The organism is Petroclostridium sp. X23, from assembly GCF_030013905.1.
GTDB lineage: Bacteria > Bacillota > Clostridia > SK-Y3 > SK-Y3 > X23.
The window spans coordinates 93,647-108,397 of sequence record NZ_CP124862.1 but is presented as its reverse complement, the minus strand read 5'-3'; the positions used below and the strand labels follow the sequence as shown (position 1 = coordinate 108,397).

Genomic DNA, 14,751 nt, shown 5'->3' with positions numbered 1-14,751 from the left:
TGTTCTCACACTCCTTTTGTCTATTCTACAATCTTAGGAACTTTAAAGCATCCGTCTTCCTGCGAAGGAGCATTTTGTAAGATTTTTTCTCTATCGAAAGAAGTCTCAACTACATCTTCACGGAAAACATTTTGAATAGGTATCGCATGCGCGGTGGGCTCTACACCGGTTGTATCCAACTCATTGAGCTTGTCCGCAAAAGCAATAATGTTTTCCATTTCAACAGTCAGTCTTTCTTTTTCTTCTTCAGTCAGGGTTAAGCGCGCAAGATTTGCAACGTGCTCAACCTGTTCTTTGGTAATCTTCATTATCACACATCCTTTTGTCTGGTTATTTCTCAATTATTGCCACTAAATAAGTTATTAATAATTATACATTATCAATTCCTGTTATTCAATGTTTTATTTTCTTGTGTATGCTTCATATGCTCATAACATGAAATCGGCGTTAACACCTATAAAAAGCACCAACGCCGAGCTATCTTTTATTTAATTTTCAAGGGACCCAAAATAGTCGAGTTCCAATTCCATGAGTTAGACAGCTTCATCTTGATTTTTCTTCAAATGAAAATCTTTATGCATCTCACAAATGTCCAAATCCAATTTATCTGTAAAAACATGTACAAGCTGGTCGATTAGCTGCTCTTCATTAACAGGCTTTCTAAGAAAGTATTTGTATCCTAATGATTTCGCTTGTTGTATCTTATCCATGCTGTTATATTCACTTATCAAAATGACTTTATCTGCCAGAGGTTTTAGTAATGAAGGATTAACATAATTACTGAGTATTTGATCATCTATATTCGCTATCACAACATCTGCTTGCTTTACAGCAATATCCCCTTTCTCTTTTATATGGCCTGAAGTATAATCACATACTTCAATTTCAAAAAGAGATAAACTATCTTTTACGAATTTTTTAGTTGTCTCGCAATTTTCAAAAATTACAGCTTCAAACTTTGTCTTTTGACTTAACTCCATTGAAATCCCTCCTGTGCTGTATCAATAATGACCTATGTATTTTACATAAAACAGACTGCAGCATTTCTCCTATATAAAATAAAATGCCAACAATTAGCATCACTAATTGTTGGCAGGTTGCACCACTAGCTCCAAGTCCTCAAGGTGCCCATATTAAGAGAACTCTTCTTCGCTTCCAACTTCACTATATTCATATATCTCTTTTATAAAATCCTTACCCTATACTATATTTCCTCCTCGTTTTTTAATCTATATTACTATTATATAAGCTTTTATGCTCATTGTAAATTTCCGTATTGTTTTTTATAATTTTTGACACTTTATACAATATTCCAATATGTATTTTAGTATATTCTACTAATTATAATGATTAGAAAGATAGAAAGTTGCAACTCTTTATAGCATAATAAAAGTTATGTGATTCCACGCCTTAAAGCGTATGCTCAGAGACTTTTATAACGCTAAGTTACTATTAACAACTTTAGCATTTGACGTTATTCAATGATTAATAATTTTATTCCAGGATATGTTGAATGCTTTCTTCCATACAATGACGTTTGTAAGGAATACTGCCACCATATAGATATAAACGCCATAATCAAATAAAGTACAAACATAATGTATGCCTACAAAAACACCTATTAAAAACATCAGCGGCACTACGATCCAACCTTGTTGCTGTACAGCCTCAAAGGCTTGAGAAAAAGGCAGTGCTTTTTTCAATATTTTAAAACATATGATGGTAAACAATACTATATTTAAAAATACCACAATCAAATCGGGAAGAATCTGAAATCCGAAAATCCACAGAAACACGGTACATTCAATGATATATACCGGCAATATAAGATTAACAATCATTGCCTTTATTGTTCCTCTGAAAATGGGTGCTGTATCTTCGATAGGCATGACTTTATAAATCCATGCACCCTTATATTTTCCCGAATATTGTACCATCATGACCACCGTGGGCAGTAATAAAACGCAAAAATATATATTTAAATACATTCTTCCCGATGCTATATCCTCCCATGCCCCACCTCGAGAAAAATTAAAGATGAATATAAATGGAAAAATCAACGCGAATCCCAATGAGGGATATACTTTTAATTTAAATTCTCTTTCATTTTTCATCATTTTGGATGCAAATTTTAAAAAGACCCTTTCCTGTTGATTAAAACAAATTACTTTAGCCAGCGTATCCCATAACTTATTATTTTCTTTTACTGATCCTCCCGCATTATTATTTAACTTTTGAAGATTTCTCTCAAAAGACGGGATGAGCTTCACATAGATCATAATAGCTATGATGGGAATCATAAAAGCAAGCGTAGAAAAAGCGATCATATATATCCTCTGATCATTGTGGAACAACAACTCAAAGGGTGCGCCAAACCAAACAGGAAGAATAATAAACTGCCACCACTTCGGCTGAAACACCACATCAATATCTATAAAGCTGAATAATCTTCCTATAAGTTGATACCCTATCGTGATGGCTATGGATAGTCCTATTTGGATATAATTTATAATATCCTTTAACTTTTCCCCATCGAAAAACTTTAAAACGATTAAATACAATAACGCCGTCAATACTACAATGAGTAAATCCATAAGGATCACTTCCGCTATGAATAGCATGAAAAACAGAAACCCATGACGTATGAGTGCTGTTACTAGTGCGGCTCCCGAAAGAGAAACAGTAATAAAAAACATATAAATAAATACATGTATAATTTTTGCCAAACTCAAGGTGATGCTTTTTACCGGTTTTGTTAAAATAATATTTTTATCTCTGACATCTAACAGAACCGAGGAAAAATCAGAAATTAAGGTGGTGGTAATCATGAACATCAGTATTCCAAAAACAAAACTCATTTGGAATAAATAATTTTCTCCCATGACCACAAGGGGAATCATGGTTAATCCTATAAATCCATAAAACCACAACGACTTCATGAAACTATTTTCATGAGCTTTTGCAGGATCATCTTTCTTTTTAGACGAATTGCCGAAGACCGTTGGCACTCTCCTGCCATCCATCGTAAGCTTTACCTGCAGTATTGTTCTCATCACATGGTAATCAGCGCCAAACTTTTCAAAAATAATTTTAAATCTATCTAAAAGTTTTAGTACCTTAAAATCTTTCATATCACTGCTCCTTTTCAACAATAGATACAAATTCCCGAGCGAGAGACTGATGTTCATTGAAACCGGTAAGCTGGTTAAAGATCTGCTCTAATGACCCTTCCATGCATTTCTGTCTTAACTCGTCAAAACTTCCGTCAGCTACTATTTCACCATGATTGATTAGTACAATTCTATTGCTGATTTTTTCAACCACATCCATGATATGAGAAGAGTAAAATATTGTTTTGCCTTGCGCAGCCAGCTGCGCGAATATCTCTTTAACCACAATAACGCTGTTGGCGTCCAGCCCGCTTAGCGGCTCATCTAAGAATAATATGTCGGGATTGTGTAATAAACTGGATATAATCAGAACTTTCTGCTTCATCCCCTTGGAATAAGAGGTTATTCTTGTATCATATACTTGCTCTATTCCAAGGATTTTCATAAGCTTTTGTGCTTTGGTATCTGCTTCTTCTGCATCCAATCCGTACAGCTCACCTATAAACGTAATATATTCCCTTGCAGTAAGGTTATCATATATTTCTGCGATTTCCGGGACATACCCTATTTTTCTCTTATACTGTACATCACCTTCCGAGATGTCCTGGCCAAATATTTCTACCGTTCCCGAATATCCTTCCAAAAGACCCAATATGATTTTTATTGTAGTACTCTTGCCGGCCCCATTCGGCCCTATATATCCGATAATCTGACCTTTCCCTACGTCCAGATTGATTCCCTTCAAAACCTGCTTGTTTCCAAAGCTCATTTGCAAATTTCTTATGTTTATTACATTCTCACCTATAGATGTCATACGTTCCTCCATTTTTTTAATATATCCCTTATCATTTTGAATCATTTATATAATCAATATCAGTTAAACACCAAACAGCAAAGTACCCATCACCCAATATACGAATGGCAGTATGAATAGCATCACATTCATCACAAGACTGCACTTCGCGAGACGACTATCACGTTTCTTAAGAGATAGAAGGCCTAAAATAAATCCTACAGCACTTACCAAGGGTGCCAGCAGCAGCGGCATTCCTTCTAATTTCTGATATGGTGTTATTCTAAAAAACCAATTTAATATCAGAGAAATAAGAACTATCGGCATACTCATTGATATAATTCCTGTTAAATTGGTATTACTTTTTAATGACGGCTTGTTCTCCATGGACTGCACCCTCTTTCTTTTTAAAACTTAAATAATCATATCACTTCATCAAAGTCGAAGTAAAGAGAATTTTGTCGAAAGTTGAAAATCCGCTATCTAAGGTTGCTTTTAAATAACTCATTATATCCTCCCTAATGCAGTCGGTGAAGCCCAAACCTTACAAATTATAAAACAAAAAAAGACGCAAAACTCGTAAAGATTTTTGTGTCTTTTTTGACATTAAAATGGCAGTATTATATTTATATCACCATGCATCTTGAGGATTTTGCACGCAAAATTTACCACCTGAAATATCTATAAATGTACCTGTTACATATATAGATATTCCTATTCTAATATCTATGGGAATATTAGAATAAATCTTTTTAATATTGTTTGCTGGTAATTATTTCACCAGTAAATTTTGGCTTCATGATTTCATCGTATCTCCCCATCTTTTTACTAGATTATGTTCTAAACCCAATTGATCCAATATTCTTGCAATCAATTGATTGACTATTTCCTCAATAGTTACAGGATGATTGTAAAAAGCCGGCATAGGCGGTACGATCTCGACACCTAACTTTGCTAACTTCAGCATATTGTCAAGATGTATAGCATTTAGAGGTGTTTCACGGGGAACTAATATGAGTCTTCGACATTCCTTCAAACATACATCAGCAGCACGAATGATTAAATTCTCAGCATAACCGTGAGCAATTCCGGACAGAGTTTTCATACTGCAAGGTATTATGATCATGCCTTGATGCTGGAACGAACCGCTAGCTACCGGTGCTGTCATATCTGACTCCAAATAATAATAGTCAACCAGTTCTATTAAGGACTCTTTCTTCATGTTCATTTCAATTCGCAATGTTTCCTCTGCCCATTCACTTAAAATTAAATGCACTTCCACTTTTTTCGCTTTAAGTTCCTCCAATAGACGCATTGCATAAATTGCCCCGGTTGCCCCCGTAATCGCAACAACCAATCTCATGTTTATCTCCCCTTTAATCTTGCTGTCCATTAATTTAAATAACCGCATTTATAAAGTAGTCATATTGCTAAATCATTTACAACTACGCTAGTCCTAAATCCTGCAGTTTCTTTATGGTTGGTATCCCATTACTATCCCAACCACGAAATGCGTAATAGTCATCTAACATCGCTTCCAATGGGGGAAGATTGTCGGCTGCACCGCCACTTCCCCGCGGTTCCTTGAGAATCCTTTCAGGCAAAGTATCTTCTTTACGGTCAACACCGCATTGGATATTGAAGAGACGCTTTTTATTAAAAATACGCTCTCCACATTTCAGTAATTCTTCCCATGACCAATATATACCTGTTGCCAGAGATATCCACTCTGCAAGAATGGTTGGCGTTACCGCCCCGCCAAGCATAGTAAACTTACACAATGCCGCAGAATCAAAGAGCATCATATAGTTCTGTGACTTCGCTACCAGTTCACCCTTACCTTCCTTTGCAAATCTATCCATGCTTTTTTCAATCCCCAATTCGGGCATGGTTAGGCTTCGTTCAAAAGGATGACTGAATGCTTCACAGTGGCAAGCACCTCTATTTGCTGTAGCATAGCCAAGAGCAAGACTATTGTAAGCCCTTGGTTCGTGAGCCGGAAAGCTGAGTCCCTTAGCAACAATACTGATTTCTTTAACTGCATGTCCATACTTTTTGATTAAATCCGGAAATCCTTGCGATAAAATTGCTCCAAATCCTTTTACTTCTCCTATTTCTTTTACTAACTCAATAAATATTTCGGTATCTCCCCATTTGATTTCTCTGCCGTCCGTATCTTCCTTGGTAATAATGCCTTTTTCATATGCTTCCATACTAAAAGCAATTAGGTTTCCTACTTCTATTGTGTCTACACCATAGCGGTTACACAACTCATTTGCATAACAGATAGCTTCCAAGTCATCAATAAGACATGAACCGCCAAACAAACCAAGGGTCTCGTATTCCGGCCCTGCGCCATGCAAACCGCTATATTTCCCTTTTGTGATGGCAATTTGGCGTCCGCAGCCGATGGGACAAGCAAAGCAGTGAAAACGGCCGGTTAAATATTTTTCCTTCAATGCAACCCCACTGATCTTCATAGCGCCTTCTTCCCAGGAGCCAAGCGTCCAGTTCTTTACCGGAAAATCACCAATTTTCTCACAAGGTATCACTAGCCCGGCTGTTCCCAAATCCGAAGTGCCTTTTGCCCTTTCCCTGATTGTGGGTGTTACCTCTTTTATCTTCTTTAATAATGCTGCCTTATCTGCAAAATGAAGCGTTTTTTGTCCATATACAGCAATAGCTTTTACTTTCTTTGATCCGGCAATGGCACCTAAACCACATCTTGCGGCCGTCCGTCCTTCATGACCATCGGTAAAAATTCCAGCAATTTTAGAAAGTCTTTCCCCTGCAGACCCTATAGATGAAACCTGTGCTTTGGGATGAGTTAGTTTTCGGATAGCTTCCTCAATTTCATAGGTATCCATTCCCCATAAATTTTCTGCCGAACGGATTTCCACTTTATCTTCATGAATCCATATATAAACCGGCTCTGACGACTGCCCCGTAAGAACTACCGCATCGTAACCGGCATATTTCAAAGCCCGTCCCCAATTACCCCCGACACTGGCTTCACCCCAAATCCCTGTAAGAGGTGATTTACCCGCCACACTATGCCTCCCGGAGGACGGTACAGGCGTTCCTGTCAACGGTCCGGTAAAAAACCCTAGAATATTTTCCGGTCCCAGCGGATCTGCGTGGGGCGGTACCATTTCAGACACGACAGCCGCCGCAAAACCGCTGCCTCCAAGCCATGTACGTGCCATATCTTCAGTTACTTTCTCTTTGCGATACTGCCTATTGGTCAAATCTATCCATAATATTTCTCCCGCATAACCACCCAGCAAATTTCCCACTCCTTATCAACCTCCAGCCACATGAAGTAAAATTTTTACTACTTGCCCGTTATTAAGCAAGTAATTATTCTCAGCGATTTGGTCATCAACCATCACCAGCAATGCATTACAGCCATAGTCATCAAACACACCTTCATCTTTAAGACGTTCTAATAAATCCCCAATATTTAAATGCTGCTCTACATTCATTTGCCGTGTTTTATCTCCATTAGGAAACTTTAATGGCGGAAACAGTTCTACAAAAATATTCAACATTTCTCCTCCCAACCATATATTTGCTCTAGTCTATATTATCTTTTAAAACATTATTCTCTTCACTTCAGATATAAATCTTTAAAACTATCTGGATTACGCATCTAAAGGTACCGTGACATCAACGCGTATTTTATCACTGACACCATCCTTTTGGCGGCGTACAGGCATTGATAGAAATTCTCTAACTGCCATTAATATCACCTCCTAATATTGATCTGCGATAACCTAATGCTGCTGATATCTCTGCAGCTGTCTGCATAACGTGAGTAATAATTGTCTGTTTTCCTTCGCCTTCCATATGTGCGTACGAACCGGAAATACTTATTGCGGCACATACCTTATTATTGTAATTCCAAATAGGTACGGCCACGCAACGCAAACTGTCCATAATTTCCCCGTTATCTTCGGCATATCCCTGCTTTCGGATGCGCTCAAGTTCTTTTTCCAGTTCCAAAGGGTCGGTAATGGTATTTTTGGTATATGCCTGCAGCCCTTTTGCGTCTATAATGCGTTTGACTTCTTTAGAAGGCAGATAAGCCAAAAGTGCTTTTCCTACTCCTGTACAGTGGGATGGCAACCGCGCACCAATTTCTGATACGATTTTTAACGATTTATTACTCTCATGTTTGTCAATATACAGAACCTCTCCTTGATCAAGAACCACCAAATGAACTGTTTCGCCTGTTTCTTCCACTAACTTCATCAAATACGGAGCGGCAATTTTACGTACATCCCAGTTACTAGAGACTACGCAACCGATTTCAAAGAGAGTAATTCCCAAACTGTAATTTCCATCAAATTCCGATTGTTCTACATAACCAAAGTCTCTCAAAGTTGAGAGCAATCCATGCACTGTACTTTTAGCCAGGTTCATCTTCTTAGATATTTCTGCTAAAGACATACTGCGTTTATTGGTTGCAAACAGATTTAGAATACTTAAAGCTTTGGCAACAGAACGTATTTGAGATGATCCACTTTCTGATAAGTATCTTTTTTCAATCATTACACTAGCGTTCTCCCTTCCAAAATCGGCACGGCCATTCGTTCGTCATTACCGAATGCCTTTCGCTTTTTTTGATTAATAATATAAGTATTCTACAAAGATTATAAAACTCCTTCTAGTTTAATCTATTTTTTATTCGCTATTACCGAATTCTTTTTGACTATTCAAAATCTATATGGAGTTTATGATAAAACACTCTTAATAAATAAAACTCCTCCTTAGCTTTATATTTGTAATTCTTGCTAAAACCGCATTCACTTTTAAAGTTTTTACTATAATCTAAACTTACATGAAAATATATAGGAAAATTATAGAATAAAGAAAGAACTTTACAAAATGCAGATACAATAAGAAATGAGTACTCTTTTATTTTTAGCAGGTTTTTATGAAAAATGTAGAAGTAATGCCATGATTCTTCAATATACAGGATGGGCGGTGAGCATTTGTTTTTTGTTAGTTAATGAAAATTTAATCAGCAATTCTCAAAATTTGAGAACTATATGCTTAAATATACTCCTTCCCGGTCAAATATATCAAAAAGAAGGAGTATATTCGACTAGTGTACATTTGAGAGTAGAATAAGACCCCTGATTTTAACTAATCATTACTCATTATTTTATATATGCTTATAATGTCCGAGACTTTTAGAAATTTTAGACGCCGTACTTTTCAATGGTTCAATTAATTCAACTATTCTTTCGTCCGTCATCCTTGTGCTTGGTCCGGAAATACTTATTCCTCCCAGCAATTCTCCTTTGTAATCAAATATTGGAGCTGCTATACATCTTAACCCGATTTCAATTTCTTCGTTATCAATACTATAACCATTTTTTCTGATTTTATCAATTTCCTCATTCAGGTTCTTTGGGTCAACTATTGTATTGTCTGTGTATTTTTCAAGAGGTTCTTTTAATATCTCGTTTTGCTTTTCTTCGCTCATAAATGATAACAGGCATTTTCCAACCCCTGTGCAGTGCATCGGATTTCGTTTACCAATAGAAGATTTAATGACTAATGCCCGTGGACTCTCTATTTTATCAATATATACAACCATATTATCATCTTCTACTGCAAAGTGAACTGTCTCTTGATATTTTTCCGATAAGTCCCTCAAATACGGCTTGATGATCTGCCGAACATCCATATTTTCAAGAATTTCAGTACCTATTTCCAAGAACTTAAGGCCTAATCCGTACTTTCCCGTATCTTTATTTTGTGTTACAAATCCTCTGTTTTCAAGTGTGCTTAAAAGACCAAAAGTTGTACTTTTGTGCAAACCAATAATGTCAGCCAGTTCTGTGACCCCTAGTTCTTCTTTTGCATTATACATCGTCTCTACTATTGTTAATGCCCTGTCAACAGATTGTATGATTCCAGTCTTTTTCTTATTCATAAGCATTCCATCCTATATTATCGCTTTGCGCTTTATTTATTAAGTATTATATCATATGTTTTTCTATATGCAATGGTTTATCAAGAAGATTTTAACTATAAAAATTGGATTCATTCATGATATCTTAATGCAAAATCTCCTTAATGAATTTGCATAATCGCTGACTTATAAAATCATATAAATAACGGTGCAAACACCAATGCCACAATTGTCATGAGTTTAAGCAATATATTAATAGAGGGTCCTGCTGTATCTTTAAAAGGGTCCCCTACCGTATCTCCAGTTACGGCAGCTTGGTGTGCAGTACTACTTTTACCTCCATGGTTTCCTTCTTCAATATACTTTTTGGCATTATCCCAAGCACCTCCGGCATTCGCCATTTGAATCGCCAGCATTACACCTGTAACTAAAGCACCGGCAAGTAATCCTCCAAGTGCCTCTTTACCTAAAACCATTCCTACAATAAGCGGTGACAACACCGCAAGTAATCCGGGAGAAATCATCTTCTTCAAAGCAGCTCTGGTACTGATATCCACACACAGGGCATAGTCCGGTGTAGCTTCGCCTTCCATAAGCCCTTCTATCTCTCTAAACTGCCTTCTAACCTCTTGAATCATGGAAGAAGCCGCTTGGCCAACAGATTCCATTGCCATAGACGAGAATAAGAACGGCAGCATTCCTCCCAGTAAGAGACCTATGATGGTTTTAGCATCTACTAGATTAATGATTTCAAGCCCTACAGCCTGAGAATATGAAGCAAATAATGCCAAAGCAGTCAGTGCCGCAGAACCAATAGCAAATCCTTTGCCTATGGCCGCAGTTGTATTTCCAACCGAATCCAGTTTATCGGTAACTTTACGGATCGCTTTATCCAAATGCGCCATTTCAGCAATACCACCGGCATTATCGGCAATAGGACCATACGCGTCAACCGCCACTGTCATCCCGGTAATAGAAAGCATTCCTACCGCTGCTAAAGCAATACCATATAGTCCCATCGTTAGATATGAAATATAGATGCCGACACAGATGAGAAGAATTGGAAAAGCAGTACTCTTCTTTCCAAGAGCTAATCCCGAGATAATATTTGTAGCAGCACCTGTTTCAGATTGCTTTGCAATTTCTTTTACAGGATTATAATCTGAAGAAGTGTAGTATTCTGTTATTTGGCCTATCATAATTCCTACAACCAATCCCGTTATTACCGCCCATGCTCCTCTTAAGCTTTCCAAAACCAGCAAACTGATTACCAGTGCAGCAATGATAAACAATCCCCCACTTACATACGTTCCCACCTGAAGAGACATATGAGGATTTTCACTTTTTCCTTTTTTCACAAATATACTGCCGATAATAGATGCGATAATCCCTGCTGCTACTAACAACATCACAAATACCGTACCATTGATTCCAAAAGTCCACATCCCTAACGTTATGGCAGAAATAATGGCACCTACATAGGATTCAAATAAATCCGCTCCCATTCCGGCAACATCTCCTACATTGTCTCCTACATTATCTGCGATAACAGCGGGATTACGAGGATCATCTTCCGGGACACCCGCTTCTACTTTCCCAACCAGATCTGCTCCTACATCAGCAGCTTTCGTATAAATACCGCCTCCAACTCTGGCAAATAGCGCAACAAAGCTGGCTCCTAAACCAAAACCGGTAATTATGGTCGTATCTCTGAAAATGATCCATAAAACACTAAGGCCAAGTAGCCCTAATCCTACCACAGACATTCCCATCACCGCGCCACCTGAAAAAGCAACTTCCAAAGCGGGTTTAATACCCTGCTTTGCAGCATTGGCTGTCCGTACATTCGCTTTAGTCGCAATCTTCATACCAATATATCCTGCAAGCACCGAACAAAGTGCTCCTGCCATAAAACACAGTGCAGTATAAATTGAAATTTTCCATGCAAGCAATAGAAATAGCAGGACTGCAATACCACTTTGTACCCTATATTCCCTTTTAAGAAAAGCAAGAGATCCTTCATGAATATATTTTGCTATTTCCTGCATCCTATCATTACCAGGATCCATTTTATTAATATTCTGAGCTAAAAAATATGCAAATATCAGCGCAGCCAATGCACATAGCGGCGGAATATACAAGTAATCTATCATTTCCATGACACTGTCTCCTTTACTTTCACATCTCTTATAGATTAAAAAGCTTAATAGTTCTACTACTTTATGAATTTTGCTTTTACGCTGCCAACTCCATCAAAAGTAGCTGTAAAAACATCTTCTTCTTTAATCTCTAGAGCCTTGGTAAACGCGCCCGCCAGAATGATTTCACCCTTTTTTAATACAACATCGTATTTTGCCATTTCATTTGCCAGCCATGCAACCGCTAAAGCCGGATGTCCCAAAACTGCCGCACCTGCTGCGGTATCCACTATTTCTCCGTTCTTTTCCAAGACAAGACCTGTATATTTCAAATTAATGCTATCAACAGGAACCATTTTACTTCCCAACACAATCATTGCACTTGATGCATTATCGGCAATAGTATCCTCAAGCTTAATCTTCCAATCTTTAATCCTGCTATCAATAATTTCAAAGGATGCCATTATCCCTTCAGTTGCCTGCAATACTTTTGATATGGTGACGCCAGGTCCTTTTAGGTCTTCCTTTAATACAAATGCCAACTCTGCTTCAACCTTAGGTTGTATAAATCCCTTCAAACTTAGAGGAGTCTCTTCATCAGCAATCATATCCTCCATAATAAACCCATAATCCGGACTATCCACACCCAACATTTTCTGCATAGCTACACTTGTAAGTCCTATTTTTTTTCCGATTACACTTCTACCCATCTGTATTCTTTTTTCAATGTTCTCTCGCTGAATCGCATATGCCTCGGCAATACTCATTTCAGGAAACATCTTTGTTAGCTGTTCTATAGGCTCTTTAGTTTTACTTGCTTGTTCCAGTAGTGTTGAAGCTTTTACGATATCTTTTTTATCCATTTGGCCTTCTTCCTTTCATATAGTAATCAAGTGTCTATTGATGAGAAAGCTCATACGCAACATCAATAATCATATCTTCCTGCCCACCTACTGTTTTTCTTCTTCCCATTTCGATTAATATATCTCTTGCGTCTACGTTAAACTTTTCTGCTGCTCTTAAGGAATGAAGAAGAAAACTTCCATAGGTTCCTGCATAACCAATGCTCAAAGCCTCTCTTGTAATCACTTGAGGCCTATGAAGTTTCGGAGCTACTACATCATCAGCTGCATCCATAATTTTATAAAAGTCTATCCCCGTCTCATATCCCATCTTCTTAAATACCGTTGTTAAAACTTCTGTCATTGCATTTCCGGCAGCAGCGCCAAGGCCCTTACAGGTACCATCTATGATTTCCGCTCCTGCTTCAACTGCTGCTAGGCTATTCGCGATGGAAAGGCCTAAATTGTTGTGTGAATGATGGCCTATAGGTAAAGATATTGCTTTCTTAACAGCTTCAATCCTTTCTTTTACCTCTGAAGACGCCATCGCACCGGCAGAATCTGTTACAAATACCGCATCTGCTCCATAGCTTTCGAAAAGCTTGGCCTGCTCAACGATTTTTTCTGCACTTGCCATATGAGTCATCATTAAAAATCCGATGGCTTCCATACCAAGTTTTTTTGCCATCTTTATATGTTGCTCACCGATGTCTGCTTCTGTAACATGCGTAGCAACTCTAACCACGGTCGCTCCATTTTTCGCAGCTTTTTCCAGATCTTTTTCCGTCCCGATACCGGGTAGTAACAGTACAGCTAATTTCGTTTTTGTTAAAACTTTAGAAACTGCCTCCAGATATTCCTCTTCTTTTGCTTTAGCAAACCCATATTGAAAAGATGAACCCCCTAATCCATCTCCATGGCTCACTTCAATCGTATCCACCCCGGCATCATCTAACGCTTTAGCAATTTCAGCCATATCTTCGGGAGTAAATTGATGACTCACCGCATGCATCCCATCCCGCAAAGTGGTATCTATAATTCTGACTTTTTTCATTACACTTCACCTCTTTCTTTTAGCAATTTGTACGCAATCTTTTCTCCTACTGCTTTTGCTGCTGCTGTCATAATATCAAGATTTCCCGAATATTTAGGAAGATACATACCGGCACCTTCCACTTCCAACATTACGGTCACCTTATCACCATCAAATAATGGACCTGCTTTCACTCTATATCCGGGCACATATTCTTGCACTTTTTGTTCCATCTGTTTTACAGCTTTTGTAATCTCTTCTTCGTTAGGATCTTTTACCTTCACATATACCGTATCTCGCATAATGATGGGAGGTTCAGCCGGATTTAACACTATGATCGCCTTACCCTTTTTGGCACCACCTACTTCACATATTGCCTTGGATGTTGTCTCTGTAAACTCATCTATATTTTGCCGTGTACCCGGTCCTGCACTGCGGCTGGATATGGTGGCTACAATTTCCGCATATTCTACAGGTTGAACCGAATTTATGGCTGCAACCATAGGTATGGTAGCCTGGCCACCACAAGTTACCATATTTACATTATCGGTATCGAGATTTTGTTCGATATTTACTGCAGGAACCACAAAAGGACCTATCATCGCCGGTGTTAAATCTATGGCAATCTTACCATCTTCTTTATATAGAGGAGCATTTGCCAAGTGTGCTTTTGCGCTGGTTGCTTCAAAAACAAGCTCTATCTCTTTATTACCCAATATTTCTTTTACCCCGTCAGAAGTAGCTTTAATTCCTTTTTCTCGCGCCAGCTGCAATCCCTTTGATTCTTTTACTACACCAACCATCGTATCTACTTCTATATAAGAACTGTTCAAAAGCTTGAACATCAAGTCTATTCCTATATTTCCGGGACCGACAATTGCTGCTTTAATCTTTTTTGTGCTCATATTA

Annotated in this window: 14 protein-coding genes and 1 riboswitch; all 14 genes read right to left on the bottom strand. The window is 38.0% G+C overall.

All coding sequences use genetic code 11. The annotated features are described in order from the left end of the window. Window positions 1-20 precede the first annotated feature (20 nt). Window positions 21-308: an Asp-tRNA(Asn)/Glu-tRNA(Gln) amidotransferase subunit GatC gene (gene gatC, locus QKW49_RS00515; RefSeq protein ID WP_282865641.1), complete on the bottom strand. Its 288-nt coding sequence runs from the start codon at window positions 306-308 to the stop codon at window positions 21-23. 225 nt (window positions 309-533) lie between these two features. Further along, on the bottom strand, window positions 534-980 hold the full coding sequence (locus QKW49_RS00510; RefSeq protein ID WP_282865640.1) for a hypothetical protein: 447 nt from the start codon (window positions 978-980) through the stop codon (window positions 534-536). Between the two features lie 102 nt (window positions 981-1,082). Further along, window positions 1,083-1,166: riboswitch (cyclic di-GMP riboswitch) on the bottom strand. 312 nt (window positions 1,167-1,478) lie between these two features. Then, the gene (locus QKW49_RS00505; RefSeq protein ID WP_282865639.1) at window positions 1,479-3,131 is read right to left on the bottom strand and encodes a hypothetical protein; all 1,653 of its coding nucleotides are present in this window, start codon (window positions 3,129-3,131) and stop codon (window positions 1,479-1,481) included. 1 nt (window position 3,132) lies between these two features. Next, window positions 3,133-3,924 carry an ABC transporter ATP-binding protein gene (locus QKW49_RS00500; protein ID WP_282865638.1) on the bottom strand — a complete coding sequence of 264 codons (792 nt, stop codon included), beginning with the start codon at window positions 3,922-3,924 and terminating at the stop codon, window positions 3,133-3,135. Between the two features lie 63 nt (window positions 3,925-3,987). After that, window positions 3,988-4,290, bottom strand: coding sequence for a hypothetical protein (locus tag QKW49_RS00495; RefSeq protein ID WP_282865637.1), 303 nt, complete (start codon window positions 4,288-4,290; stop codon window positions 3,988-3,990). Window positions 4,291-4,699: 409 nt separating this feature from the next. After that, a complete protein-coding gene (locus tag QKW49_RS00490; RefSeq protein ID WP_282865636.1) occupies window positions 4,700-5,266 on the bottom strand; it encodes a UbiX family flavin prenyltransferase in 567 nt (188 codons plus the stop codon). Window positions 5,267-5,348: 82 nt separating this feature from the next. After that, the gene (locus tag QKW49_RS00485) at window positions 5,349-7,199 is read right to left on the bottom strand and encodes an aldehyde ferredoxin oxidoreductase family protein (RefSeq protein ID WP_282865635.1); all 1,851 of its coding nucleotides are present in this window, start codon (window positions 7,197-7,199) and stop codon (window positions 5,349-5,351) included. 6 nt (window positions 7,200-7,205) lie between these two features. Next, entirely contained in the window at window positions 7,206-7,454 is a 249-nt protein-coding gene (locus QKW49_RS00480; protein WP_282865634.1) for a MoaD/ThiS family protein, read from the bottom strand. A gap of 181 nt (window positions 7,455-7,635) precedes the next feature. Next, window positions 7,636-8,457: an IclR family transcriptional regulator gene (locus QKW49_RS00475; protein ID WP_282865633.1), complete on the bottom strand. Its 822-nt coding sequence runs from the start codon at window positions 8,455-8,457 to the stop codon at window positions 7,636-7,638. Window positions 8,458-9,073: 616 nt separating this feature from the next. Next, window positions 9,074-9,850: an IclR family transcriptional regulator gene (locus tag QKW49_RS00470; RefSeq protein WP_282865632.1), complete on the bottom strand. Its 777-nt coding sequence runs from the start codon at window positions 9,848-9,850 to the stop codon at window positions 9,074-9,076. Window positions 9,851-10,023: 173 nt separating this feature from the next. Next, window positions 10,024-11,988 (bottom strand): sodium-translocating pyrophosphatase, encoded by a 1,965-nt coding sequence (locus tag QKW49_RS00465; RefSeq protein WP_282865631.1) that lies wholly within the window; start codon window positions 11,986-11,988, stop codon window positions 10,024-10,026. A gap of 56 nt (window positions 11,989-12,044) precedes the next feature. After that, window positions 12,045-12,830 carry a fumarylacetoacetate hydrolase family protein gene (locus tag QKW49_RS00460; RefSeq protein ID WP_282865630.1) on the bottom strand — a complete coding sequence of 262 codons (786 nt, stop codon included), beginning with the start codon at window positions 12,828-12,830 and terminating at the stop codon, window positions 12,045-12,047. A 34-nt stretch (window positions 12,831-12,864) separates the two neighbouring features. After that, window positions 12,865-13,863, bottom strand: a complete 999-nt coding sequence (gene dmpG / locus QKW49_RS00455; protein ID WP_282865629.1) for a 4-hydroxy-2-oxovalerate aldolase — start codon at window positions 13,861-13,863, stop codon at window positions 12,865-12,867. Then, window positions 13,863-14,747: an acetaldehyde dehydrogenase (acetylating) gene (locus QKW49_RS00450; RefSeq protein ID WP_282865628.1), complete on the bottom strand. Its 885-nt coding sequence runs from the start codon at window positions 14,745-14,747 to the stop codon at window positions 13,863-13,865. Before QKW49_RS00450 ends, dmpG begins: the two co-directional genes overlap by 1 nt. Window positions 14,748-14,751: the final 4 nt, after the last annotated feature.